This is a genomic window from Escherichia sp. XD33 (assembly GCF_019375075.1).
In the GTDB taxonomy this organism is placed as follows: Bacteria; Pseudomonadota; Gammaproteobacteria; order Enterobacterales; family Enterobacteriaceae; genus Enterobacter; species Enterobacter flexneri_A.
In genome coordinates, this window is the sequence record NZ_JAENDM010000021.1 from 40,161 (window position 1) to 65,783 (window position 25,623).

Genomic DNA, 25,623 nt, shown 5'->3' on the forward strand with positions numbered 1-25,623 from the left:
TGGTTCCTCATAACCCTGCTTTCAAACTTGCTTCGATAAATTGATCCAGGCTGCCGTCCAGCACGGCCTGCGTGTTGCGGGTTTCTACCCCGGTGCGCAGATCTTTAATGCGGGAGTCATCAAGGACATAAGAACGAATCTGGCTGCCCCAGCCGATGTCGGATTTGTTATCTTCCATCGCCTGTTTCTCGGCATTTTTCTTCTGCATCTCCAGTTCATAAAGCTTCGCTTTCATCTGCTTCATGGCCTGATCTTTGTTCTTGTGCTGGGAACGGTCGTTCTGGCACTGGGTCACGATCCCGGTCGGGATGTGGGTAATACGCACCGCAGATTCGGTACGGTTAACGTGCTGACCGCCCGCGCCGGACGCGCGATAAACGTCAATGCGCAGATCCGCCGGGTTGATTTCGATATCAATATCATCATCAACTTCCGGATAAACAAACGCGGAGCTGAACGACGTGTGGCGACGACCGCCGGAGTCAAACGGGCTTTTACGCACCAGGCGGTGAACGCCGGTTTCTGTACGCAGCCAGCCGTAAGCGTAATCGCCGGAGATTTTGATCGTCACGGATTTAATACCCGCCACTTCACCTTCCGACTCTTCGATGATTTCAGTTTTGAAACCACGCGATTCTGCCCAGCGCAGATACATACGCTCAAGCATGCTCGCCCAGTCCTGTGCTTCCGTACCGCCAGACCCCGCCTGAATATCGAGGTAGCAGTCGGCGCTGTCATATTCGCCAGAGAACATACGGCGGAACTCAAGCTGCGCCAGTTTTTCTTCCAGGGCGTCGAGTTCAGCAACGGCTTCGTTAAAGGTTTCTTCGTCGTCAGCTTCTACAGCCAGTTCCAGCAGACCAGAAACATCTTCCAGCCCCTGTTTCATTTGGTCGAGGGTGTCGACAACGGCTTCGAGGGAGGAACGCTCTTTACCCAGCGCCTGTGCGCGTTCGGGTTCGTTCCAGACATCCGGCTGTTCCAGCTCGGCGTTTACTTCTTCCAGACGCTCTTTCTTGGCGTCGTAGTCAAAGATACCCCCTAAGAACGTCGGAGCGTTCCGTGAGGTCCTGAATGCGATTATTTACCGGATTAATTTCAAACATGGTCTGATTTCTTTTATTGAGCTAGTCAAAATGCGGTGATAAGAGCGGGATTGTACCCAATCCACGCTCTTTTTTATAGAGAAGATGACGCTAAATTGGCCAGATATTGTCGATGATAATTTGCAGGCTGCGGTTGCCGCGAAACTCGTTGATATCGAGCTTATAAGCCAGTTGCACTTCGCGCACGCCGTTATCCGGCCAGAGGGCGGTATCGACATTAAAAGCAATACCATCCAGCAGTGGACCGCCGCCGACCGGTTCGACCATCACCTTCAAATGACGTTCGCCCACCAGCCGCTGTTGCAGCAGACGGAAATGACCGTCAAACAGCGGCTCCGGGAACATCTGCCCCCACGGGCCAGCATCGCGCAGCAGCTGCGCCACTTCCATGGTCATTTCGGCCGGGCTTAACGGACCGTCTGATACCACTTCGCCTTGCAATAGCGAAGGGTCCAGCCACTCAGTAACCAGTTCGCCAAACCGTTGTTGAAAGAGTTTGAATTTATCCTCTTCCAGCGACAAACCCGCCGCCATCGCATGACCGCCAAACTTCAGCATCATGCCAGGGTAGAGTGTGTCTAATCGCTCCAGCGCATCACGCATATGCAGCCCCTGAATGGAGCGACCGGAACCTTTCAGCGTACCGTCACCTGCTGGCGCAAACGCGATAACCGGACGGTGAAAACGCTCTTTGATGCGCGAAGCCAGAATACCGACAACGCCCTGATGCCATTCGGGGTGATACATTGCCAGCCCGCCGGGTAGCGTGTCACGGCTGCGCTCCAGTTTCTCGCACAGGGTCAGGGCTTCAATTTGCATTCCTTGTTCGATCTCTTTTCGCGTCTGGTTTAGCGCATCGAGTTCATTTGCCAGCACGCGCGCTTCGCCGATGTTGTCGCACAACAACAGCGCCACACCGACGGACATATCGTCCAGTCGTCCGGCAGCATTGAGACGTGGCCCCAGCGCAAAACCTAAATCGCTGGCGGCGAGTTTTTGTGCATCACGGTTTGCCACTTCAAGCAGCGCTTTAATCCCCGGACGGCACTTTCCGGCTCGGATGCGACTCATCCCCTGCCAGGTCAGAATGCGATTATTAGCGTCCAGCGGCACGACGTCCGCCACTGTCCCCAGCGCGACCAGATCCAGCAGTTCTGCCAGGTTAGGAATTGCGATGTTACGCTCATCAAACCAGCCCTGATCGCGCAAAAAGGTGCGCAGCGCCAGCATCAGATAAAACGCCACACCCACGCCTGCCAGTGATTTCGACGGGAAATTACAGTCGCGCAAGTTAGGGTTAATGATCGCTTCCGCTGCGGGTAATGTGTCGCCTGGCAAATGGTGATCGGTAACAATAACCGGGATGCCCAACGAGCGAGCGTGCTCAACCCCCGCATGGGAGGAAATACCGTTATCCACCGTGACAATTAACTGCGCGCCACGGGCATGGGCCTGATCGACCACTTCCGGGCTTAAGCCGTAACCGTCTTCGAAACGGTTTGGTACCAGGTAGTCGATATTGCTGCAACCAAGCGAGCGCATCGCCAGCACGCTTAGAGCCGTGCTGGTCGCGCCGTCGGCGTCGAAATCACCGACCACAATAATCCGCGTTCCTTCGCGAAAAGCGTTGTAAAGGATCTCAACGGCCTTTTCGACGCCGCTCAGTTGCTGCCAGGGCAGCATACCTTTAACACTGCGTTCCAGTTCTTGCGCACTGCGTACTCCCCGGCTGGCGTATAAACGGCGCAGCAAGGGAGGCAATTCAGCGGGCAAGTCTGCCGTTTCATCGACTTCACGGCGACGAAGTTGTATCTGTTGTTTCACGCGAATTATTTACCGCTGGTCATTTTTTGGTGTTCGTCGAGGAATTCTTTCATCTCTTTCGGCGGCTGGTAACCCGGAACAAGTGTGCCATTGCTCAGCACAACTGCCGGAGTACCGCTAACGCCAAGCTGGACGCCAAGTGCGTAATGGTCGGCAATATCCACGTCGCAACTGGCTGGTGCGACGCTTTTACCTGCCATCACATCATCAAACGCTTTGTTTTTATCTTTCGCACACCAGATAGCTTTCATTTCTTTCTCTGCATCGCTGTCCAGCCCCTGGCGCGGAAAAGCAAGATAACGCACGGTGATCCCCAGCGCGTTGTAGTCTGCCATTTGCTCATGCAGTTTGTGGCAGTAACCACAGGTAATATCAGTAAACACGGTGATGACGTGTTTTTCCTGCGGCGCTTTATAAACGATCATCTCTTTTTCAAGCGCATTCAACTGCTTTAACAGCATCTTATTGGTGACATTGACCGGAGCCGTGCCACTAACGTCATACATTGGCCCCTGAATGATATGTTTACCATCATCGGTGATGTACAACACGCCGCTGTTAGTCAGAACTGTCTTCATGCCAGCTACAGGCGCGGGCTGAATATCGCTGCTTTTGATGCCCATTTTGGCTAACGTTTGTTGAATTGCCGCGTCATCAGCCTGAGCAAAGCCTGAAAACGCCGCTAACAAAGTAAACAACATAAAACCTTTCTTCATAAATCTTCCCGTTCTTTTCAGACATCACGCCCGCGGGTGATGCTGTTGATGAAGTTGCCGCAGACGCTCGGTAGCGACATGCGTATAAATTTGCGTGGTGGAGAGATCGCTGTGGCCCAGTAGCATCTGCACCACGCGTAAATCCGCACCATGATTTAATAAATGAGTGGCAAAAGCGTGACGCAACACATGCGGTGACAGCTTTTCGCTGTCGATACCCGCCAGCACAGCATAATGTTTAATACGGTGCCAGAAGGTCTGTCGCGTCATCTGCTGCGCACGCTGGCTGGGAAACAACACGTCAATTGACACACCATTCAGCAGCCACGGACGCCCATGTTCCAGATAGGTTTCCAGCCAGTAAACCGCCTCTTCACCTAACGGCACCAGACGCTCTTTGTTGCCTTTACCAATGACCCGTACCACGCCCTGACGCAGGCTGATATCACTCATTGTCAGTCCGACCAGTTCAGAGACACGCAGCCCGGTAGCATACAACACTTCAAGCATGGCTTTATCGCGTAGCTCCAGTGGCTGATCGATTAATGGTGCCTGTAATAAACGTTCGACCTGCGCTTCGCTTAAATCTTTTGGCAAACGCTGGGGCAATTTCGGTGAAGCGAGATGCGCACTGGGATCGTCTTCACGAAACTTTTCGCGATAAAGATACTGGAACAATCGGCGCACTGCACTCAGCAAACGCGCTGAGCTGGTGGCTTTATACCCGCCCTCCAGCCGTTCTGCCAGTAATGCCTGCAAATCGTCACTTTGCGCCGTCGCCAGCGTCAACCCGCGGTGATGCAACCACTCCACCATCATTGACAGATCGCGACGGTAAGCGTTCAACGTATTTTCAGCCAGATTTTTTTCCAGCCACAGAGCATCAAGAAACTGCTCGATGCGTGCCAGATCCTGTTTCACTTGCGCCCCTTATGGTCACTCATTTGATCCATTATGCCTTATTGTGCCGTGACTAAAGCGATTCTGATACACTAGCCGCAAAAGCCACAGCAGAATCGAGAAGCTTACGTTATGAATATGGGTCTTTTTTACGGTTCCAGCACCTGTTACACCGAAATGGCGGCAGAAAAAATCCGCGATATTATCGGCCCAGAACTGGTGACCTTACATAACCTCAAGGACGACTCCCCGAAATTAATGGAGCAGTACGATGTGCTCATTCTGGGTATCCCGACCTGGGATTTTGGTGAAATCCAGGAAGACTGGGAAGCCGTCTGGGATCAGCTCGACGACCTGAACCTTGAAGGTAAAATTGTTGCGCTGTATGGGCTTGGCGATCAACTGGGATACGGCGAGTGGTTCCTCGATGCGCTCGGTATGCTGCATGACAAACTCTCGACCAAAGGCGTGAAGTTCGTCGGCTACTGGCCAACGGAAGGATATGAATTTACCAGCCCGAAACCGGTGATTGCTGACGGGCAACTGTTCGTGGGTCTGGCGCTGGATGAAACTAACCAGTATGACCTTAGCGACGAGCGTATTCAGAGCTGGTGCGAGCAAATCCTCAACGAAATGGCAGAGCATTACGCCTGATCTCACTGACGGCTTAGCGCATATGCTTTGCCGTCATCTTTATCTTTGCGTCTCTTGTTGCAACAAAATCCGCCGTAAATCCCGCCATTCAGCTTCGTCCATGCTGTCGGCTGCCAGCCATAAATGTTGCCGTTTACCGCCATCAGAACGTAAACGCAGCATCATGCCGCTCTTAATCATCCACGGTGCTTTGACGATGCTCCACTCCTGCCCTTGCCAACGCAAACGCCCGTCCATCAACAAGCGAATTTCCCCCTGGCGAGCATTAATACGCCGCTGGCTGCGAACGCAATCAAACACCACCAGCGAAAGTAACACCATCCATAACGGGGTGTAACTGAGTGGCCAGGGCATGAGTAAAATAACAGCGGCAACCAGCCCATGAATCAGCAAGGAAAGCCACTGTGCGCGCCAGGAGACGCGCAAATCAGATTGCCACAGGACCACGTTCCCGGTTCCGTGTCTGGATGAGTCGGACCATCATTTCCAGTTCTGCATCGGCCGGTTTACCGTGATTCATCAGCCAGTTAAACAGGTCCGGATCGTCACATTCCAGCAGACGAATAAAGATGCGTTTTTCGTCATCGCTTAAGCTGTCGTACTCATGTTCGAAAAACGGCATGATTGAAATATCGAGTTCGCGCATACCACGGCGGCATGCCCAATGAATGCGGGCTTTGTTGTTAATGTCCATCTTCTTCCTGTCTCACGAAAATCCAGTACCCGGCTATTGTAACGTGTTTTTCGCCTTCTTTTACGGGAATATCAGTAAACACCATCGCGATCGCGAAATTAATTCACAACAATTCAATGGCTTCATTTTTTTGGAAGTCGCCTCGCAGAAGGCACAGATCGCGTAGTGAAAGCACTTGCATTGCCTCATAGCTCTTTTACCATTAGTCATTAATACGCCGTTAAGCAACTCAGGACTCTATTATGGCTTTTACACCTTTTCCTCCCCGTCAGCCTACGGCTTCTGCCCGTTTACCGCTGACGCTGATGACGCTTGATGACTGGGCGCTTGCCACCATTACTGGCGCGGACAGCGAAAAATATATGCAGGGTCAGGTGACAGCAGATGTCAGCCAGATGGCAGAAGATCAGCACCTGCTCGCCGCCCATTGCGACGCCAAAGGTAAAATGTGGAGCAATTTACGTCTGTTCCGCGACGGCGATGGCTTTGCATGGATTGAACGGCGCAGCGTGCGTGAACCGCAGCTGACTGAACTGAAAAAATATGCGGTATTCTCTAAAGTGACCATCGCGCCAGACGACGAGCGTGTGCTGCTTGGTGTTGCCGGTTTTCAGGCGCGCGCCGCGCTGGCAAATCTCTTTAGCGAACTGCCTTCGAAAGAAAAACAGGTAGTCAAAGAAGGCGCGACCACTTTGCTATGGTTTGAACACCCGGCAGAACGTTTCCTGATCGTAACCGATGAAGCTACTGCTAATATGCTGACCGATAAACTGCGCGGTGAAGCGGAACTGAACAATAGCCAACAGTGGCTGGCATTAAACATTGAAGCGGGTTTCCCGGTGATTGATGCCGCCAACAGCGGGCAGTTTATCCCACAGGCGACCAATCTCCAGGCGCTGGGCGGTATCAGCTTTAAGAAAGGCTGTTATACCGGACAAGAGATGGTGGCGCGAGCAAAATTCCGTGGTGCCAATAAACGTGCGCTCTGGTTGCTGGCAGGTAGCGCCAGCCGACTGCCGGAAGCTGGTGAAGACTTAGAGCTGAAAATGGGCGAGAACTGGCGTCGTACCGGTACGGTACTGGCTGCGGTAAAACTGGAAGATGGTCAGGTCGTGGTACAGGTCGTCATGAATAACGATATGGAACCGGATAGCATCTTCCGCGTACGCGACGATGCGAATACATTGCATATCGAGCCGCTGCCGTATTCGCTCGAAGAGTAAATCTCTTTATCGCATCAGGCATTTATCGCCTGATGCGACGCTGGCGCGTCTTATCATGTCTGGGATTTGATGCCTTTATCACAACAGGGACGAGGCCCGTAGATCGGATAAGGCGTTCACGCCGAATCCGGCAGTTGTGCTCCGATGCCTGATGCGACGCTGGCGCGTCTTATCAGGCCTACAAAGGCATACCCATTACGCCTGCCCAATATACAAATAGATCGCCAGAAAGTGGCACATACTACCGCCGAGCACGAAGCCGTGCCAGATGGCATGGTTGTATGGAATGCGTTTGCAGACGTAGAAAATCACCCCGAGCGAATAAACCACGCCGCCTACCGCCAGTAAGGTAACGCTGCCCGCCGCGAGCTTAACTGCCATTTCATAAATTACCACCAGCGACAGCCAGCCCATCGCCAGATAGGTCACCAGAGATAAAATTTTGAATCGGTGCGCGATGGTCAGTTTAAACAGAATACCCAGCAATGCCAGGCTCCAGATAACAATCATCAACCCGCGCGCTAACGGAGAATCCAGCCCCACCAGCAAAAACGGCGTGTAGGTTCCGGCAATCAACAGGTAAATAGCGCAATGGTCAAATTTCTTCAGCCACATTTTTGCCCGTTGATGAGGAATGGCGTGATAGAGCGTCGAAGCGAGGAACAGCAGGATCATACTGCCGCCATAGAGGCTGTAGCTGGTTATCGCTGTGGCGCTGGCATTAAGATCCACCGCCTGAACCAGTAGCAACACCAGCCCAACGATACCAAACACCAACCCAATGCCGTGACTGACGCTGTTGGCTATTTCCTCTGCCAGTGAATATCCCTGCTTAATGAGGGGCTTCTGAACCATAACTTACTCCGGAGAAACGTACACGCACATGTATACCTCTCCAGCGTAACTGAGAATAGTTCCAGTGAACACCTGTTAGCTAAAATAAATTCTGATTTGAGACTAATCTCCTAAAAATCATGAAATTAAATGCGAAATTTCAACTAACAGGCGTGAGTTCAATTTAAAGACATTTAAATTCAATCACATAAAATTGTGTCTGACCGGGATAGATGTCAGCAATGACTTTTTTCAGTTCAGTCAGGGTCATATTTTCCTGCTCTGCATGTTTTTCAGTCAGCGTATCCAGCGTTACGGTTGAGGTTGCGGTGACTTCAATCGTGCAAAAATAACCGTCATCTTCAAAACGTCCGACACGAAGCACATCACCCGTTTTGAAGTGCGATTCAGACTCGTCGCGGATGGTGATGGTTTTACGCCCAGCCAGAATGTCATCCTGGAAACGTTGAAAAAAAGTGATGTCGTTTGGCTGCATGGTACTATTTCCTGTAAGAATTGACTCATCTGGAGCCTATGATAGTGAAAAAACTCACCTTACCGAAAGATTTCTTATGGGGCGGCGCAGTTGCCGCTCATCAGGTCGAAGGCGGCTGGAACAAAGGCGGAAAAGGGCCGAGCATTTGTGACGTTCTGACCGGTGGCGCACACGGCGTGCCGCGCGAAATCACCAAAGAAGTCTTGCCAGGAAAATACTATCCAAACCATGAAGCCGTTGATTTTTATGGTCACTATAAGGAAGACATCAAGCTATTTGCCGAAATGGGCTTCAAATGTTTTCGTACATCCATTGCCTGGACGCGCATTTTTCCAAAAGGCGATGAAGCTCAGCCAAACGAAGAAGGGCTGAAGTTCTACGATGATATGTTCGATGAACTGCTGAAATACAACATCGAACCGGTGATCACCCTCTCCCACTTTGAAATGCCGCTGCATCTGGTGCAGCAATACGGTAGCTGGACCAACCGTAAAGTGGTTGATTTCTTTGTACGTTTCGCGGAAGTGGTATTTGAACGCTATAAGCACAAAGTCAAATACTGGATGACCTTCAACGAAATTAACAACCAGCGTAACTGGCGTGCACCGCTGTTCGGTTACTGCTGCTCCGGCGTGGTGTATACCGAGCATGAAAACCCGGAAGAGACGATGTATCAGGTGCTGCATCACCAGTTTGTCGCCAGCGCCCTGGCGGTGAAAGCTGCGCGTCGCATTAACCCGGAGATGAAAGTCGGCTGTATGCTGGCGATGGTGCCGCTCTATCCTTACTCCTGTAACCCGGACGATGTGATGTTCGCTCAGGAGTCGATGCGCGAACGCTACGTCTTTACCGATGTGCAGCTACGCGGCTATTACCCGTCCTATGTGTTGAACGAGTGGGAGCGTCGCGGATTTAACATCAAAATGGAAGACGGCGATCTGGATGTGCTGCGTGAAGGCACCTGCGATTATCTTGGTTTCAGCTATTACATGACCAATGCAGTGAAGGCCGAAGGCGGCACCGGCGATGCGATCTCTGGTTTTGAAGGCAGCGTACCAAACCCGTATGTTAAAGCATCTGACTGGGGCTGGCAGATTGATCCAGTAGGTCTGCGCTATGCACTTTGCGAACTGTATGAGCGTTATCAGAGGCCGCTGTTTATTGTCGAAAACGGTTTTGGCGCTTACGACAAAGTGGAAGAAGATGGCAGCATCAACGACGACTACCGCATTGACTACCTGCGCGCCCATATCGAAGAGATGAAAAAAGCGGTGACTTACGATGGCGTGGATCTGATGGGCTACACACCGTGGGGCTGCATCGACTGCGTGTCGTTCACCACCGGGCAGTACAGCAAACGCTACGGCTTTATCTATGTGAATAAACATGACGACGGTACTGGCGATATGTCGCGTTCACGTAAGAAGAGCTTTAACTGGTACAAAGAGGTGATTGCCAGCAACGGCGAGAAGCTTTAAGTCGATGAAGTACCGGATGCAATACTTGTTGCATCCGGTCAGACAACTTCCCTGTTTTATTTCCCGCCCGCCAAATCGATAAAACTTCCCGTGACGTAAGAGGCTTTATCACTTAGTAGCCAGACAATGGCCTGCGCGACCTCTTCTGCCTGTCCACCACGCTGCATGGGGATGTTCGACTTAACGCGATCGACGCGTCCAGGCTCGCCGCCGCTGGCGTGCATTTCGGTATAAATAAACCCTGGCCGCACGCAGTTAACGCGGATCCCCTGCGCGGCGACTTCCAGCGATAGTCCGGTGGTTAACGTATCAATCGCCCCTTTCGATGCCGCGTAATCAACATATTCCCCTGGCGAACCCAACCGTGAGGCCACCGAAGAGACATTGACGATAGCGCCGCCACTGCCACCATTTTTAAGCGCCATGCGTTTTACCGCCTCGCGGCAGCAGAGAAAATATCCCGTCACGTTGGTGGAAAGTACTCGGTTGATTCGCTCTGCGGTAAGGTTTTCAACGGTGCACTGGGTAAACAAGATCCCGGCGTTATTGACCAGCGCTGCTAGCGGTTCATCGTGCTGATCGATTGCTGTAAACATCGCAACGACCTGGTTTTCGTCGCTGATATCCGCCTGGAGCACGAATGCTTTGCCACCGGCTTGCGTTATTAAGTTCATCACTTCCTGCGCCGCGTGGAGGTTTTGCTGATAATTAACCGCCACCGTATACCCTTCTTGCGCCAACAGTAATGCAGTTGCCCGCCCGATGCCGCGACTGCCACCAGTCACAAGTGCTATAGCCATTTGTTTTTCCGAGAAAAATTAATTCGTTGACGTATCTTTGAGATTGCTAACAAACTGGCTCAATCTTCAATGTTGGCACGCTTTTCCCCCTCGCCCTTTCAGGGAGAGGGCCGGGGTGAGGGTAAATATTCGCGCCAGTGCCGGCCTGTTCCCCTCACCCTAACCCTCTCCCCAAAGGGGCGAGGGGACTGTCTGAGCACTTTTGTACTTTGTCATCTGACTAAAAAGGCGCCGAAGCGCCTTTAGAAAATAGTCGAATCAGTGAATTACTGGTATTCGCTAATCGGTACGCAGGAGCAGAACAGGTTACGGTCGCCGTAAACATCATCCAGACGTTTCACTGTCGGCCAGTATTTGTCTGCCACACCTGCCGGGAATACCGCAACTTCACGGCTGTACGGATGCGCCCACTCGGCGACCAGTTCGCTCTGAATGTGCGGCGCGTTCACCAGCGGGTTATCTTCCAGCGGCCAGACACCGGCTTTCACCTGGTCAATTTCTGCGCGGATAGCCAGCATCGCGTCGATAAAGCGATCCAGTTCCACTTTGCTTTCAGATTCAGTCGGTTCAACCATCAGCGTACCCGCCACCGGGAACGACATCGTCGGCGCGTGGAAACCGTAGTCGATCAGGCGCTTGGCAATATCCAGCTCGCTGATGCCGGTTTCTTCTTTCAGCGGGCGAATATCGAGAATACATTCGTGCGCCACGCGACCGTCGCGACCGGTATACAGCACCGGGAAGGCATCCTGCAGGCGGCTGGCAATATAGTTGGCGTTGAGGATTGCCACCTGGCTTGCTTTTTTCAGCCCTTCTGCGCCCATCATGCGGATGTACATCCAGCTGATTGGCAGGATAGAGGCGCTACCGAACGGTGCCGCAGAAACCGCGCCCTGACGGGTTAACATGCCTTCGATTTGCACCACGCTATGACCCGGTACAAACGGTGCCAAATGCGCTTTCACGCCGATCGGTCCCATACCCGGACCACCACCGCCGTGCGGAATGCAGAAAGTTTTATGTAGGTTAAGGTGTGAAACGTCCGCACCAATAAAGCCCGGCGAGGTGATGCCAACCTGGGCGTTCATGTTCGCGCCATCAAGGTAAACCTGACCGCCGAACTGATGCACGACTTCACACACTTCACGGATCGTTTCTTCATACACGCCGTGGGTAGAAGGATAAGTCACCATGATACAGGAGAGGTTATCGCCCGCCTGTTCCGCTTTCGCGCGCAGATCAGTCAGATCGATGTTGCCGTTTTTATCACACGCCACAACCACCACCTGCATTCCTGCCATATGTGCAGAAGCGGGGTTAGTTCCGTGCGCAGAAGCCGGGATCAGGCAGATATCGCGATGCCCTTCGTTGCGGCTTTCATGATAATGACGAATCGCCAGCAGGCCCGCGTATTCGCCCTGTGCGCCAGAGTTCGGCTGCATACAAACGGCGTCGTAACCGGTCAGTTTCACCAGCCAGTCAGCCAGCTGCGCAATCATCTGCTGATAACCTTCGGCCTGCTCCGGCGGGCAGAACGGGTGCAGTTCGGCAAATTCCGGCCAGGTGATTGGGATCATCTCGGCGGCGGCGTTCAGTTTCATGGTGCAGGAACCCAGCGGGATCATCGCCTGATTCAGCGCCAGATCTTTACGCTCCAGCGAGTGCATATAGCGCATCATTTCGGTTTCGCTGTGGTAGCGATTAAACACCGGATGGGTGAGGATTTCGTCGTCGCGCAGCATCGCAGGCTGGATAGAGCGGCTGTCGTGAGCCACGTCTTTGTCCAGCGTGTCGATGTCCAGGCCGTGGTTATCGCCCAGCAGCACGTTGAAAAGCTGCATTACGTTTTCACGCGTGGTTGTTTCATCAAGGGTGATCCCAACCGCGTTCAGAATATCGCTACGCAGGTTGATTTCAGCCGCTTCGGCACGCGTCAGTACGCCCGCTTTGTCGGCCACTTCCACACACAAGGTGTCGAAATAGTGCGCATGGCGCAGTTTCAGACCTTTTTGTTGCAGGCCCGCCGCCAGGATATCGGTCAGACGGTGAATGCGGTTAGCGATACGTTTCAGGCCAACCGGGCCGTGATAAACGGCATACAGGCTGGCGATGTTTGCCAGCAGTACCTGGGAAGTACAAATGTTGGAGTTCGCTTTCTCACGGCGGATATGTTGCTCGCGAGTCTGCATCGCCATGCGCAGCGCGGTATTGCCAGCTGCATCTTTCGATACACCGATAATACGGCCCGGCATTGAGCGTTTGTATTCATCTTTCGCCGCAAAGAATGCCGCGTGTGGGCCACCGTAGCCCATCGGCACGCCGAAGCGTTGCGCCGAACCAAAAACAATATCCGCGCCCTGTTTACCCGGCGCAGTTAACAGCACCAGCGCCATAATATCGGCGGCAACGCTGACCACAATTTTGCGTGATTTCAGTTCGCTAATAAGCGCAGTGTAGTCGTGAATTTCACCGGTAGTGCCTACCTGCTGTAACAGCACGCCGAAGACGTCCTGATGGTCGAGCACTTTTTGCGCGTCATCGACAATCACTTCAAAACCAAAGGTTTCGGCACGAGTACGGACCACATCCAGCGTTTGCGGATGCACATCGGAAGCCACGAAGAAGCGGTTGGCATTTTTCAGTTTGCTGACGCGTTTCGCCATCGCCATTGCTTCGGCGGCAGCGGTGGCCTCGTCCAGAAGAGAAGCAGAGGCCATATCCAGTCCAGTCAAATCCAGCGTTACCTGCTGGAAGTTGAGCAGTGCTTCAAGGCGGCCCTGGGAGACTTCAGGTTGATACGGAGTGTACGCGGTATACCAGCCCGGATTTTCCAGCATGTTACGCAGGATAACCGGCGGTAGCTGCACGGCGGTGTAACCCATGCCGATGTAAGACGTGAAGCGTTTATTGCGACTGGCAATAGCCTTGAGTTCTGCCAGTGCGGCGTATTCGGTCGCCGGTGCGCCAACCTGCGGTGGTGTCGCAAGTTGAATATCTTTCGGCACAATCTGGCCGGTCAGCGCGTTTAACGATTGTGCACCAACGGCATTCAGCATTTCTTGCTGTTGCGCGGCGTCCGGTCCGATATGGCGTTCAATAAAAGCGCCGCTGTTTTCAAGCTGGCTTAACGTCTGTGTCATGAGCGATGGTTCCTGAAACGTGCAGTGAATTGTGAACCTCTCTCCTTACGAAGAGAGTGAGGGTGAGGCATAAATTTTCCTCACCCTGATCCTCTCCCGCAGAAGAGGAATAAAGCCGTTACTCGTCTTCTAACAATGCTTCGTATGCGGTCGCATCCAGCAGTGATTCCAGTTCGCTTTCATCGCTGGCTTTGATTTTAAAGATCCAGCCGCCTGCATACGGTTCGCTGTTCACCAGTTCCGGGGAATCGCTCAGTGCGTCGTTTACCGCCACGATTTCACCGCTTACTGGCGCATAAATGTCTGACGCCGCTTTTACCGATTCGGCAACCGCGCAGTCATCGCCCGCGCTAACCGTTGCGCCCACTTCCGGCAGGTCAACAAACACCATATCGCCTAACAGCTCCTGAGCATGTTCGGTAATACCAACGGTGTAAGTGCCGTCGGCTTCTTTACGCAGCCATTCGTGTTCTTTGCTGTATTTCAGTTCTGCTGGTACGTTGCTCATCAATCAATCTCCAAAAAAGTAAATCACGCGACGGCTTTGCCGTTACGCACAAAAACAGGTTTTGTCACTTTAACCGGCATTTCACGGTTGCGAATTTGCACAATCGCCGTTTCGCCAATACCTTCCGGCACGCGCGCCAGCGCAATGCTGTAACCCAGCGTCGGGGAGAAAGTACCGCTGGTGATAATGCCTTCATGCTGGTTGCCCTGCGCATCGGTAAAGCGTACCGGCAGTTCATTACGCAGCACGCCTTTTTCGGTCATCACCAGACCAACCAGTTTTTCTGTACCATGCTCACGCTGCACTTCCAGGGCTTCACGACCGATAAAGTCACGATCTGCCGGTTCCCAGGCGATGGTCCAGCCCATGTTGGCGGCTAAAGGAGAGATGGTTTCGTCCATCTCCTGACCATAAAGATTCATGCCCGCTTCCAGACGCAGCGTGTCACGCGCGCCCAAGCCACATGGCTTAACACCCGCTTCCACCAGCGCACGCCAGAAATCGGCCGCTTTTTCATTGGGCAGCGCAATTTCATAGCCCGCTTCACCGGTATAACCAGTGGTGGCAATAAACAGATCGCCCGCCTGCACGCCAAAGAACGGTTTCATCCCTTCCACCGCCTGACGCTGGGCGTCATTAAACAGTGTGGCAGCTTTTGCCTGCGCATTCGGCCCTTGCACGGCAATCATGGAAAGGTCATCACGAACGGTAATTTCGATGCCGAAAGGTTCAGCGTGTTGGGTAATCCAGGAGAGGTCTTTTTCGCGGGTGGCGGAGTTAACAACGAGGCGGAAGAAATCTTCAGTAAAGTAGTAGACGATGAGGTCATCTATCACACCGCCAGAGGCATTCAACATCCCCGAGTAAAGGGCTTTGCCGCCTTTGGTGAGCTTCGCCACATCGTTCGCCAGCAGATAACGCAGAAACTCCCGGGTGCGGCTGCCGCGAAGATCGACGATGGTCATATGTGACACATCAAACATTCCGGCATCGGTACGTACCGCATGATGTTCGTCGATTTGCGAACCGTAATGCAGCGGCATCATCCAGCCGTGGAAATCCACCATGCGAGCGCCGCAAAGCGTGTGTTGTTCGTACAAAGGAGTCTGTTGTGCCATCTTGTCCTCATTGAATAAGCGGGGCTGACAACTTTTCATGGTGAAATTATCACCACGAAACCCAGCGTCGGAGCCACTCCCGGTCCCCAACGCAATCGTTCTCTTTTGCCTGAACTTACCACCGAAACAGACTGTTAACCATAAGGTAAAATTGATCATCACATTAGCTTATGGTTAAAAAACGCCAAAATCGCGACAGAATAAAAAACCAAAAAACACACCAGTTTCTATATAAAGATGATGCCATTAGAAAGCTAATTTGAATAAGGCAATATTAAGAGCTAAAAAAATGTCAAAAAACACTAAATCAAAAAATAATGACATTAGAAAATATAATGCGAAAACGGAGGTGAAATTAGTTTATTTCAAATGAGGAAAATCTCCCGGCGAAAAAACCGGGAGATGAAAGTGTGATGGGTATCAAATAAACAGCAGAAGAGAAATTTTTAACGCAGCCATTCAGGCAAATCGTTTAATCCCATTGCCTGGCGGATAAGTTGTGGTTTAACGCCAGGAAGCGTGTCGGCCAGTTTCAAACCAATATCACGCAGCAGTTTTTTCGCCGGATTGGTACCGGAAAACAGATCGCGGAATCCCTGCATACCAGCCAGCATCAGCGCCGCACTGTGCTTGCGGCTACGCTCATACCGGCGCAGGTAAATGTACTGCCCGATGTCTTTCCCCTGACGATGCAACCGTTTCAGTTCAGCAATCAGCTCTGCAGCATCCATAAAGCCGAGATTTACTCCCTGCCCCGCCAGCGGGTGAATGGTATGCGCGGCGTCGCCCACCAGCACCAGACGGTGCGCGGCAAACTGGCGCGCATAACGCCCCGTCAGTGGGAACACCTGACGCGCGCTCTCAACCTTGCATAAGCCCAGGCGATTATCAAAAGCGATATTTAACGCGCGATTAAATTCATCTTCACTTGCCTGCTGCATCCGCTGCGCTTCCTCTGGCGACAGTGACCAGACAATTGAGCAAAGATGCGGATCGCTAAGCGGTAAAAAGGCCAGAATGCCTTCGCCATGGAAAACCTGCCGCGCCACCGCATCATGCGGTTCTTCCGTGCGAATGGTCGCTACCAGCGCGTGATGCTGATAATCCCAGAAAGTCAGCGGAATATCTGCTTTATTGCGCAACCAGGAATTAGCACCGTCCGCGCCAATCACCAGACGCGCCGTTAACATGCTGCCATCTTTCAGCGTCAGGAAAGTTTCATTTTCTCCCCAGGCGACCTGCTGTAATTCTGCGGGGGCCAACAGAGTGATATCTGACGACTGCTGCGCTTTGTTCCACAGCGCGTAGTGAATCACTGAGTTTTCAACGATATGCCCAAGATGGCTATAGCCCATGCTTTGATCGTCAAACGAAATGTGACCAAAACTGTCTTTGTCCCACACTTCCATACCGTGATAACAACTGGCCCTACGAGAGAGAATGTCCTGCCAGACGCCAAGACGGGTGAGTAATTTTTCGCTGGCGGCATTGATAGCCGAAACGCGCAGTTGTGGTGGTGCATCCGCCGCCAGAGGTTCCGGTACGCGCTGCTCCAGTACGGCAACGCGTAAGCCGCTCCCCTGTAAGCCGCAGGCAACCGCCAGCCCCACCATGCCGCCACCAACAATGGCTACATCAACACTTTGCATTGTTTATTCCTTAAAACCGCCTTCAACGCGCCACCCAACCGAGGGTGCGCTGCGCCAGCACATCGCGTGCCGGGGTGAATAATTCCATCGTCATCAGTCCGATGTTGCGCCCGACAACCAGCGGTGCCCAACGGTTGGCAAAAAGATGTACCAGGCTGTCCGTGACGCCGATGGTTGCTTCGCGATCGCTCTGTCGACGCTGCTGATAACGGCACAATACGCCGTAATCCCCCATGTCTTCTCCGCGCTCCTGCGCCTGAGTCAGGGTTTCCGCAAGACTCATCACATCTCGCATACCGAGGTTGAACCCTTGCCCGGCAATCGGGTGCAGGGTTTGCGCCGCATTGCCCACCAGCACGGTACGATGGGTAATAGCTCTGGCGGCGCGGGTTAACGCCAGCGGATAAGCACTGCGTTTACCGGCGTGGGTAATTTTTCCAAGTCGCCAGCCAAAGGCCGACTGGAGCTCACGGCAAAACTTCTCGTCACTCCACGACAGCACCTCTTCGCGCCGTTCCAGTGGATGACACCAGACCAGCGAACAGCGTCCGTCAGACATCGGCAACATCGCCAGCGGGCCATGTTGCGTGAAGCGTTCAAAAGCGCGGCCTTCGTGCGCAACAGAAGTAGCAACGTTGGCAATCACTGCCAGTTGTTCGTAAGGCTCCTGCTGCCAGTCAACGCCGCACGCGGTGGCTAACGCTGAATGGGTGCCATCAGCGGCTACCAGCACGCGGCCCGTCAGCGTCTCGCCACTCTCCAGCGTCACTTCAACGTGACTCTGAGTACGGGCAACGTTAGCCACGCGATCAGGGCAATGCAGCGTTACGCCAGGTGCTTTACGCAGCAATGCAAACAGCCGTTGCCCGACATTGTGCAATTCGACAACCTGTCCCAGCGCCGCCAGTTGGTAATCTTCTGCGGCGAGGGTGACAAATCCAGCGTGACCACGATCGCTGACATGCACGGTGGTGATGGCAGTTGCGCAATCCGCCAGAGATTGCCAGACGCCGATGCGCGCCAGTTGCTGACAGGTACCCGCCGCCAGCGCTATCGCTCGTCCATCAAAGCCCGGATGAGCATGTGACTCTGGCGCAGTCGCTTCAATCAAATGTACCGGCAGCGCCCCGTGACTTAACCGGGAAATAGCCAGCGCCAGCGTCGCGCCCGCCATGCCGCCACCGACGATGATTACGCTCATTGCTTTCTCGCAGCAGCCATCAACGCTTCGATTTCTTCCGGCTTTTTCACCACGCTGGCGGTGAGGTTTTCGTTACCGGTTTCGGTAATCACAATGTCGTCTTCAATACGAATGCCGATACCGCGATATTGTTCTGGCACATCCGCATCCGGCGCGATATACAGACCAGGCTCTACGGTCAGTACCATCCCCGGTTCCAGAATGCGCGAGCGATCCTGACCATAAACGCCAACGTCATGGACATCCAGTCCTAACCAGTGGCTAAGGCCATGCATAAAGAAAGGACGATGGGCGTTCTGAGCGATCAGTTCATCAACATCACCTTTCAGGATGCCGAGTTTTACCAGGCCGCTAACCATGATGCGCACCACTTCACCAGTGACTTCCAGAATGGAAGTTCCCGGACGATACAGGCGCAGGCTGGTTTCGAGAGACTCCAGCACAATGTCGTAGATTTCACGCTGGGCCTGGGTGAATTTGCCGTTGACCGGGAAGGTGCGGGTAATATCGCCAGCGTAACCTTTGTATTCGCAACCCGCGTCAATCAACACCAGGTCGCCGTCGCGCATTTCACACTCGTTTTCGGTGTAGTGCAGAATGCAGCCGTTTTCACCGCTGCCGACAATGGTGTTATAGGACGGATAGCGCGCACCGTGGCGGTTAAATTCGTGGTGAATTTCGCCTTCCAGATGGTACTCGAACATTCCCGGACGGCATTTTTCCATCGCCCGGGTATGTGCCATGGCGGTGATTTCTCCCGCGCGGCGGAGTACGGCAATCTCTTCTGGCGATTTGAACAGGCGCATTTCATGAACAACAGGACGCCAGTCGATCATCGTTGCCGGTGCGGTGAGATTTTGCCGCGAACCTTTACGCAGTTTTTCCAGCGCACTGTTCACGATTTCATCAGCATATGCATATTCGCCCTGGGCATGGTAAACCACATCCAGGCCGTTAAGTAGTTGATAAAGTTGCTGATTGATTTCGCTGAATGCCAGTGCGCGGTCAACGCCCAGTTTCTCTGGCGCGGCATCCTGGCCTAAGCGACGGCCAAACCAGATCTCCGCCGTCAGGTCGCGAACGCGGTTAAACAGAACGCTGTGGTTATGAGTGTCATCGCTTTTAATCAGCACCAGCACCGCTTCCGGTTCGTTAAAGCCGGTGAAGTACCAGAAGTCACTGTTCTGACGATAGGGGTATTCGCTGTCGGCGCTACGTGTTACTTCTGGTGCAGCAAAAATCAGCGCGGCGCTGCCGGGTTGCATTTGCTCCACCAGGGCCTGACGGCGACGCTGAAACTCTTGCCGGGATATCTCACTCATAACACTCTCCTTACGTTTTTTGTTTTTAGTGTAGAGTCGGTTTTTGTACTTCTGGCGCGGTCGGTTGCGGATGAGTAAAGGTGTCGTGGCATAACAGCGCGGCAACACGAACGTATTCGATGATCTCTTCAAGCGACATTTCAAGCTCTTCCTGATCTTCGTCTTCGTCGTAACCCAGTTGCGCAATGTTACGCAGATCGTCGATAGCTTCACCGGTTTCGCCGGTCACTTTATCCAGCTTCGGTTGCGTAACGCCAAGACCAAGCAGGAAGTGATTGACCCAACCTGCCAATGCATCAGCCCGATCGAAAACGCTGACATCATCGCCATCAGGCAGATAAAGCTGAAAAAGGAAGCCGTCATCCTGCAGGGCATCGCTGGTGGCAGAGTGCATTTTACGCAGTGCCTGTGCCAGCTCATGACCGAAAGCCATGCCTTCGTTCGTCAGGTCGTGAAGTAGCGGTAGCCATGAGCTGTCATCGTTACCGCCACATATCATCCCGCTGATTAAACCATGCATCTCAGCTGGGGTCAGACCCGTCCCTTGTTGGTTCAGATACTGGTTCATTTCGTTGTAACCAGGCATTTCGTTCTGTATAGACATAAGCATTCGTCGTCAAAGGGAGGAATATTCATGATATGCTACCACTTTGGGCCCTGGTGGACCAGAAAAGGGCTTGTCTCTTCTCATCAGGGTAGCTATAGTGTCGCCCCTTCGCAGACCATGGGTCTAAAGACGAAGGCAGCGCAGTCAATCAGCAGGAAGGTGGCATGTCTGCACAACCCGTCGATATCCAAATTTTTGGCCGTTCACTGCGTGTGAACTGCCCGCCTGACCAAAGGGATGCGTTGAATCAGGCAGCGGACGATCTGAACCAACGGTTGCAAGATCTGAAAGAACGCACTAGAGTCACAAATACTGAACAGTTGGTCTTCATTGCCGCATTGAATATCAGCTATGAGTTAGCGCAAGAAAAAGCAAAGACTCGTGACTACGCGGCAAGTATGGAACAGCGTATTCGGATGCTGCAGCAGACCATAGAACAAGCGTTACTTGAACAAGGTCGCATCACCGAAAAAACTAACCAAAACTTTGAATGACACTTTTCGGTTTACTGTGGTAGAGTAACCGTGAAGACAAAATTTCTCTGAGATGTTCGCAAGCGGGCCAGTCCCCTGAGCCGATATTTCATACCACAAGAATGTGGCGCTCCGCGGTTGGTGAGCATGCTCGGTCCGTCCGAGAAGCCTTAAAACTGCGACGACACATTCACCTTGAACCAAGGGTTCAAGGGTTACAGCCTGCGGCGGCATCTCGGAGATTCCCTTCTTATCTGGCACCAGCCATGACGCAACTACCAGAACTCCCACTGACATTATCCCGACAAGAAATCCGCAAAATGATTCGGCAACGTCGTCGTGCGTTAACGCCGGAACAACAGCAGGAAATGGGTCAACAAGCCGCTACCCGGATGATGACTTATCCCCCGGTGGTGATGGCACATACGGTCGCTGTATTCCTCTCTTTTGATGGCGAACTCGACACCCAGCCACTCATAGAACAACTCTGGCGCGCCGGTAAGCGCGTATATCTTCCAGTTTTGCATCCCTTTAGTGCCGGTAATTTGCTGTTCCTGAATTACCATCCGCAAAGCGAACTGGTGATGAACAGGTTGAAGATCCATGAGCCAAAATTGGATGTGCGTGACGTGCTCCCCCTTTCCCGATTAGACGTCCTGATCACCCCCCTGGTCGCCTTTGATGAGTACGGTCAGCGCCTGGGAATGGGCGGAGGTTTTTATGATCGGACCTTACAAAACTGGCAGCACTATAAAATGCAACCGGTGGGTTATGCGCATGATTGTCAGTTGGTGGAAAAACTCCCCGTTGAAGAGTGGGATATCCCACTGCCTGCGGTGGTTACACCGTCGAAAGTCTGGGAGTGGTAAGGGCGACACACCTGCATCGCCCTGATTGACATCGTTGATTCTTTGACCTAATTTAGTGAGTAAGGGTAAGGGAGGATTGCTCCTCCCCTGAGACTGACTGTTAATAAGCGCTGAAACTTATGAGTAACAGTACAATCAGTATGATGACAAGTCGCATCATAACCCTTCTCCTTCAAGCCCTCGCTTCGGTGAGGGCTTTACCGTTACAGCCCCATGCTGCCCTGCCATCGTAAATCCCCATTAAATAAACACAACGCATTGATCTGACTTTGATTTATTTTCTGGAGCAGACTCGCAAAGTAGAATGCGCAACGCGGCAACGGTGTGGAGAAGGGATAAAAAAACGGGCAAGTCAGTGACCTGCCCGTTGATTTTCAGAGAAGGGGAATTAGTACAGCAGACGGGCGCGAATGGTACCCGGAATAGCTTTCATTGCCTGCAGCGCTTTTTCGGCAACGTCTTCGTCGGCTTCAATATCAATAACCACATAACCCATCTGGGCGGAAGTTTGCAGATATTGCGCGGCGATGTTGACGCCCTGCTCGGCGAAGATTTTGTTCAGCGCAGTTAGCACGCCCGGACGGTTTTCGTGGATGTGCATCAGACGACGCCCACCGTGCAGTGGCAGCGAGACTTCCGGGAAGTTCACCGCAGAGAGCGTTGAGCCATTGTCAGAATACTTGATCAATTTACCCGCAACTTCCAGGCCGATATTCTCCTGCGCTTCCTGAGTCGAACCGCCAATGTGTGGCGTCAGAAGGACGTTGTCGAATTCACACAGCGGAGAGGTAAATGGATCGCTATTGGTCGCCGGTTCCGTCGGGAATACGTCGATTGCCGCCCCCGCCAGATGTTTGCTCGCCAGCGCATCACACAGCGCCGGAATATCCACCACAGTACCGCGCGAAGCATTAATCAGCAGCGAGCCGGGCTTCATTAGTGAAATTTCTTTCGCGCCCATCATATTTTTGGTGGACGGATTCTCTGGTACATGCAGACTCACCACATCGCTCATATTCAGCAGGTCAGAAAGATGCTGTACCTGAGTGGCGTTGCCCAGCGGCAGTTTATTTTCAATATCATAAAAGTAAACATACATTCCCAGCGATTCAGCCAGAATGCCCAATTGCGTACCAATATGACCGTAGCCGATGATACCCAGCTTTTTGCCGCGCGCTTCAAAAGAACCCGCCGCCAGTTTGTTCCACACGCCACGGTGCGCTTTAGCATTGGCTTCCGGCACGCCGCGCAATAGCAGCAGCAGTTCGCCAATCACCAGCTCCGCAACAGAGCGCGTATTTGAGAACGGTGCGTTAAATACCGGGATCCCGCGCTTTGCCGCCGCATCCAGATCAACCTGGTTTGTTCCGATACAGAAACAGCCAATAGCGACCAGTTTTTCTGCGGCGTTGATCACGTCTTCAGTCAGATGGGTACGGGATCGCAGGCCGATGAAGTGGGCATCGCGGATGGATTCTTTTAATTGTTCATCATCCAGCGCGCCTTTGTGAAATTCGATGTTGGTGTAACCAGCTGCACGAAGGCTTTCCAGCGCCTTTTGGTGCACGCCTTCTACCAGCAGAAACTTAATCTTGTCTTTCTCCAGCGATACCTTTGCCATTTACCCAATCCTGTCTTTTGAAATGTTGTGTGCGGATTTGCGTCCGCCTTTCAACATATCAAAAAATAATATTGCGGCAATATGAACGTTTGCGTCGCGATGTTGAGGAAATATCACGCAAAGGTAATTCTTGGATGAATATGCTGGTTTAGAAGATTTATTTAGAGCAATCGACAATAGCCAGGTAAAAACGTGACACATGTCACCAAATTTAATGAAGAGAATTTTTTTAACGGGGGAGGTTCCCCCGTCAGATCATTTCACAATGGTTTTGACACCGTCAGGTGTGCCAATCAGCGCAACGTCCGCGCCACGGTTAGCAAACAAGCCAACAGTCACCACGCCAGGAATCGCATTTATGGCGTTTTCCATCGCTATCGGGTCAAGGATTTCCATGCCGTGGACGTCGAGGATCACGTTGCCATTATCGGTCACCACGCCCTGACGGTATTCCGGACGACCGCCCAGTTTCACCAGCTGACGCGCCACTGCACTACGTGCCATCGGGATAACTTCTACTGGCAGCGGGAATTTACCCAGAATATCAACCTGCTTGGAAGCGTCTGCAATACAGATAAATTTTTCTGCAACCGAAGCAATGATTTTTTCACGGGTCAGCGCCGCGCCGCCGCCTTTGATCATTTGCATGTGGCCGTTGATTTCATCTGCGCCATCAACGTAGATGCCAAGGCTGTCGACTTCGTTGAGATCAAAAACGTGAATGCCGAGGCTTTTCAGTTTTTCAGTGGAAGCATCTGAACTGGAAACGGCCCCTTCAATCTGGCCTTTCATTGTACCGAGCGCGTCAATAAAGTGTGCGGCGGTGGAACCTGTACCTACACCAACAATGGTGCCGGGCTGGACATACTGAAGTGCCGCCCATCCTACTGCTTTTTTCAATTCATCCTGCGTCATGATCGTTTCGCCTGTGGTATGAAATTTCACACGCATTATATACAAAAAAAGCGATTCAGACCCCGTTGGCAAGCCGCGTGGTTAACTCATCCATAAAATATCGCGCAATGGCAGGCATCCCCTTTCGCCCCGCAAATAAGGCATGCAACAATCTGGGTATGCCGCTCCACGGAGCAAACAGGCGCACCAGTTCACCGTTCACAAGCCCCTGTTTACAGGCAAATTGAGGCAATAACGCCACGCCATTCAACACAACCAGGGCGCGAACTCGCTGAGCGAAATGCATTAGCGCAAATCCCTGATCTTTTAAGCTGCGCGTTTAACCACGAATACAAATGTTACCCGCCGACGGCTTCGGTATATGCAACCTGACACAAAATTGTGTCATAGTGCAGGAAAAAGCATTTACCAGGAGCAGACAACAGCAATGAAACGCCCGGACTACAGAACATTACAGGCACTGGATGCGGTGATACGTGAACGAGGATTTGAGCGCGCGGCACAAAAGCTGTGCATTACACAATCAGCCGTCTCACAGCGCATTAAGCAACTGGAAAATATGTTCGGGCAGCCGCTGTTGGTGCGTACCGTACCGCCGCGCCCGACGGAACAAGGGCAAAAACTGCTGGCACTGCTGCGCCAGGTGGAGTTGCTGGAAGAAGAGTGGCTGGGCGATGAACAAACCGGTTCGACTCCGCTGCTGCTTTCACTGGCGGTCAACGCCGACAGTCTGGCGACGTGGTTGCTTCCTGCACTGGCTCCTGTGTTGGCTGATTCGCCTATCCGCCTCAACTTGCAGGTAGAAGATGAAACCCGCACTCAGGAACGTCTGCGCCGCGGCGAAGTGGTCGGCGCGGTGAGTATTCAACATCAGGCGCTGCCGAGTTGTCTTGTCGATAAACTTGGTGCGCTCGACTATCTGTTCGTCAGCTCAAAACCCTTTGCCGAAAAATATTTCCCTAACGGCGTAACGCGTTCGGCATTACTGAAAGCGCCAGTGGTCGCGTTTGACCATCTTGACGATATGCACCAGGCCTTTTTGCAGCAAAACTTCGATCTGCCTCCAGGCAGCGTGCCCTGCCATATCGTTAATTCTTCAGAAGCGTTCGTACAACTTGCTCGCCAGGGCACCACCTGCTGTATGATCCCGCACCTGCAAATCGAGAAAGAGCTGGCCAGCGGTGAACTGATTGACTTAACGCCTGGGCTATTTCAACGACGGATGCTCTACTGGCACCGCTTTGCTCCTGAAAGCCGCATGATGCGTAAAGTCACTGATGCGTTACTCGATTATGGTCACAAAGTCCTTCGTCAGGATTAATCCATCAAATAATGCCTGATAGCACATATCAGGCGTTGTCCTCACTTCTTTTTGTATTCCTTGAATCACATCACAAAATAGACAAATCTCAGGCGGCAAAAAACGACGTCTGAATGCATTTTTTTTGCTGGCGACAAACCCACGTAAAAAGCTC

27 protein-coding genes and 1 other RNA gene are annotated in these 25,623 nt (G+C 52.6%); 8 read left to right on the plus strand and 20 right to left on the minus strand.

Annotated features, from left to right (window positions below):
• Window positions 1–7: 7 nt before the first annotated feature.
• The 4 genes from prfB to xerD form a co-directional block, all read right to left on the minus strand.
• A protein-coding gene (gene prfB / locus K0778_RS13970; RefSeq protein ID WP_001701073.1) for a peptide chain release factor 2 occupies window positions 8–1,106 on the minus strand; the annotation gives its coding sequence in 2 pieces (ribosomal slippage) (window positions 8–1,030 and window positions 1,032–1,106; 1,098 coding nt in all).
• Window positions 1,107–1,196: 90 nt separating this feature from the next.
• Complete coding sequence (gene recJ / locus K0778_RS13975) at window positions 1,197–2,930, minus strand: single-stranded-DNA-specific exonuclease RecJ (RefSeq protein WP_000813200.1); 1,734 nt, start codon at window positions 2,928–2,930, stop codon at window positions 1,197–1,199.
• A gap of 5 nt (window positions 2,931–2,935) precedes the next feature.
• Window positions 2,936–3,646, minus strand: a complete 711-nt coding sequence (gene dsbC / locus K0778_RS13980) for a bifunctional protein-disulfide isomerase/oxidoreductase DsbC (RefSeq protein WP_000715214.1) — start codon at window positions 3,644–3,646, stop codon at window positions 2,936–2,938.
• Between the two features lie 24 nt (window positions 3,647–3,670).
• On the minus strand, window positions 3,671–4,567 hold the full coding sequence (xerD, locus tag K0778_RS13985; protein WP_000806638.1) for a site-specific tyrosine recombinase XerD: 897 nt from the start codon (window positions 4,565–4,567) through the stop codon (window positions 3,671–3,673).
• A gap of 111 nt (window positions 4,568–4,678) precedes the next feature.
• On the opposite strand from xerD, the gene fldB reads away from it, so the two are divergent.
• On the plus strand, window positions 4,679–5,200 hold the full coding sequence (gene fldB, locus K0778_RS13990) for a flavodoxin FldB (RefSeq protein ID WP_001055874.1): 522 nt from the start codon (window positions 4,679–4,681) through the stop codon (window positions 5,198–5,200).
• Window positions 5,201–5,239: 39 nt separating this feature from the next.
• Here fldB and K0778_RS13995 read toward each other — a convergent pair whose 3' ends face one another.
• Both K0778_RS13995 and sdhE read right to left on the minus strand, forming a co-directional pair.
• Window positions 5,240–5,647 carry a protein YgfX gene (locus tag K0778_RS13995; protein WP_000244777.1) on the minus strand — a complete coding sequence of 136 codons (408 nt, stop codon included), beginning with the start codon at window positions 5,645–5,647 and terminating at the stop codon, window positions 5,240–5,242.
• Window positions 5,628–5,894, minus strand: a complete 267-nt coding sequence (gene sdhE, locus K0778_RS14000) for an FAD assembly factor SdhE (protein ID WP_000354046.1) — start codon at window positions 5,892–5,894, stop codon at window positions 5,628–5,630. The genes K0778_RS13995 and sdhE overlap by 20 nt, the downstream gene beginning before the upstream one ends.
• A 242-nt stretch (window positions 5,895–6,136) precedes the next feature.
• On the opposite strand from sdhE, the gene ygfZ reads away from it, so the two are divergent.
• Complete coding sequence (gene ygfZ / locus K0778_RS14005; protein WP_000886062.1) at window positions 6,137–7,117, plus strand: tRNA-modifying protein YgfZ; 981 nt, start codon at window positions 6,137–6,139, stop codon at window positions 7,115–7,117.
• A gap of 195 nt (window positions 7,118–7,312) precedes the next feature.
• Here ygfZ and K0778_RS14010 read toward each other — a convergent pair whose 3' ends face one another.
• Window positions 7,313–7,972 (minus strand): hemolysin III family protein, encoded by a 660-nt coding sequence (locus tag K0778_RS14010; RefSeq protein ID WP_000250272.1) that lies wholly within the window; start codon window positions 7,970–7,972, stop codon window positions 7,313–7,315.
• Between the two features lie 163 nt (window positions 7,973–8,135).
• The gene (gene yqfB / locus K0778_RS14015) at window positions 8,136–8,447 is read right to left on the minus strand and encodes a N(4)-acetylcytidine aminohydrolase (protein ID WP_001182957.1); all 312 of its coding nucleotides are present in this window, start codon (window positions 8,445–8,447) and stop codon (window positions 8,136–8,138) included.
• 44 nt (window positions 8,448–8,491) lie between these two features.
• Between yqfB and bglA the strand changes: the two genes are divergently transcribed.
• Entirely contained in the window at window positions 8,492–9,925 is a 1,434-nt protein-coding gene (gene bglA, locus K0778_RS14020) for a 6-phospho-beta-glucosidase BglA (RefSeq protein WP_001336277.1), read from the plus strand.
• A gap of 56 nt (window positions 9,926–9,981) precedes the next feature.
• Here the strand turns inward: bglA and K0778_RS14025 are convergent, their stop codons facing one another.
• The 4 genes from K0778_RS14025 to gcvT form a co-directional block, all read right to left on the minus strand.
• Window positions 9,982–10,725 carry an SDR family oxidoreductase gene (locus K0778_RS14025; RefSeq protein ID WP_000951964.1) on the minus strand — a complete coding sequence of 248 codons (744 nt, stop codon included), beginning with the start codon at window positions 10,723–10,725 and terminating at the stop codon, window positions 9,982–9,984.
• 266 nt (window positions 10,726–10,991) lie between these two features.
• Window positions 10,992–13,865 carry an aminomethyl-transferring glycine dehydrogenase gene (gcvP, locus tag K0778_RS14030; protein WP_000195062.1) on the minus strand — a complete coding sequence of 958 codons (2,874 nt, stop codon included), beginning with the start codon at window positions 13,863–13,865 and terminating at the stop codon, window positions 10,992–10,994.
• Between the two features lie 118 nt (window positions 13,866–13,983).
• Entirely contained in the window at window positions 13,984–14,373 is a 390-nt protein-coding gene (gene gcvH, locus K0778_RS14035) for a glycine cleavage system protein GcvH (RefSeq protein WP_001295377.1), read from the minus strand.
• 23 nt (window positions 14,374–14,396) lie between these two features.
• Complete coding sequence (gene gcvT, locus K0778_RS14040) at window positions 14,397–15,491, minus strand: glycine cleavage system aminomethyltransferase GcvT (protein WP_063084612.1); 1,095 nt, start codon at window positions 15,489–15,491, stop codon at window positions 14,397–14,399.
• Window positions 15,492–15,780: 289 nt separating this feature from the next.
• Between gcvT and K0778_RS14045 the strand changes: the two genes are divergently transcribed.
• Window positions 15,781–15,864 (plus strand): hypothetical protein, encoded by an 84-nt coding sequence (locus K0778_RS14045; protein ID WP_122056850.1) that lies wholly within the window; start codon window positions 15,781–15,783, stop codon window positions 15,862–15,864.
• 73 nt (window positions 15,865–15,937) lie between these two features.
• On the opposite strand, the gene ubiI is transcribed toward K0778_RS14045, so the two are convergent.
• The 4 genes from ubiI to ygfB are packed head-to-tail and all read right to left on the minus strand — an operon-like array spanning window position 15,938 to window position 20,267.
• The gene (ubiI, locus tag K0778_RS14050; protein ID WP_001192185.1) at window positions 15,938–17,140 is read right to left on the minus strand and encodes an FAD-dependent 2-octaprenylphenol hydroxylase; all 1,203 of its coding nucleotides are present in this window, start codon (window positions 17,138–17,140) and stop codon (window positions 15,938–15,940) included.
• Between the two features lie 22 nt (window positions 17,141–17,162).
• Window positions 17,163–18,341: a 2-octaprenyl-6-methoxyphenyl hydroxylase gene (gene ubiH / locus K0778_RS14055; protein WP_000111199.1), complete on the minus strand. Its 1,179-nt coding sequence runs from the start codon at window positions 18,339–18,341 to the stop codon at window positions 17,163–17,165.
• Window positions 18,338–19,663, minus strand: a complete 1,326-nt coding sequence (gene pepP, locus K0778_RS14060) for a Xaa-Pro aminopeptidase (RefSeq protein ID WP_001290123.1) — start codon at window positions 19,661–19,663, stop codon at window positions 18,338–18,340. The genes ubiH and pepP overlap by 4 nt, the downstream gene beginning before the upstream one ends.
• Window positions 19,664–19,688: 25 nt before the next feature.
• Window positions 19,689–20,267, minus strand: coding sequence for a UPF0149 family protein YgfB (ygfB, locus tag K0778_RS14065; RefSeq protein WP_001295378.1), 579 nt, complete (start codon window positions 20,265–20,267; stop codon window positions 19,689–19,691).
• Window positions 20,268–20,434: 167 nt separating this feature from the next.
• On the opposite strand from ygfB, the gene zapA reads away from it, so the two are divergent.
• From zapA to K0778_RS14080, 3 genes are all read left to right on the plus strand, one after another.
• Entirely contained in the window at window positions 20,435–20,764 is a 330-nt protein-coding gene (zapA, locus tag K0778_RS14070; protein WP_001276008.1) for a cell division protein ZapA, read from the plus strand.
• Between the two features lie 41 nt (window positions 20,765–20,805).
• Window positions 20,806–20,989: non-coding RNA, 6S RNA (gene ssrS / locus K0778_RS14075), on the plus strand.
• Window positions 20,990–21,009: 20 nt separating this feature from the next.
• Entirely contained in the window at window positions 21,010–21,612 is a 603-nt protein-coding gene (locus K0778_RS14080) for a 5-formyltetrahydrofolate cyclo-ligase (RefSeq protein ID WP_001298273.1), read from the plus strand.
• Window positions 21,613–21,712: 100 nt separating this feature from the next.
• Here K0778_RS14080 and ibsC read toward each other — a convergent pair whose 3' ends face one another.
• The 4 genes from ibsC to K0778_RS14100 form a co-directional block, all read right to left on the minus strand.
• Window positions 21,713–21,772 carry a type I toxin-antitoxin system toxin IbsC gene (gene ibsC / locus K0778_RS14085; RefSeq protein ID WP_010723220.1) on the minus strand — a complete coding sequence of 20 codons (60 nt, stop codon included), beginning with the start codon at window positions 21,770–21,772 and terminating at the stop codon, window positions 21,713–21,715.
• Between the two features lie 228 nt (window positions 21,773–22,000).
• Entirely contained in the window at window positions 22,001–23,233 is a 1,233-nt protein-coding gene (gene serA / locus K0778_RS14090) for a phosphoglycerate dehydrogenase (RefSeq protein WP_001151604.1), read from the minus strand.
• Window positions 23,234–23,488: 255 nt separating this feature from the next.
• Window positions 23,489–24,148: a ribose-5-phosphate isomerase RpiA gene (gene rpiA, locus K0778_RS14095; protein WP_000189743.1), complete on the minus strand. Its 660-nt coding sequence runs from the start codon at window positions 24,146–24,148 to the stop codon at window positions 23,489–23,491.
• 55 nt (window positions 24,149–24,203) lie between these two features.
• Window positions 24,204–24,434: a hypothetical protein gene (locus K0778_RS14100; RefSeq protein ID WP_001322018.1), complete on the minus strand. Its 231-nt coding sequence runs from the start codon at window positions 24,432–24,434 to the stop codon at window positions 24,204–24,206.
• A gap of 141 nt (window positions 24,435–24,575) precedes the next feature.
• Between K0778_RS14100 and argP the strand changes: the two genes are divergently transcribed.
• Window positions 24,576–25,469, plus strand: coding sequence for a DNA-binding transcriptional regulator ArgP (gene argP, locus K0778_RS14105; RefSeq protein ID WP_000828351.1), 894 nt, complete (start codon window positions 24,576–24,578; stop codon window positions 25,467–25,469).
• Window positions 25,470–25,623: the final 154 nt, after the last annotated feature.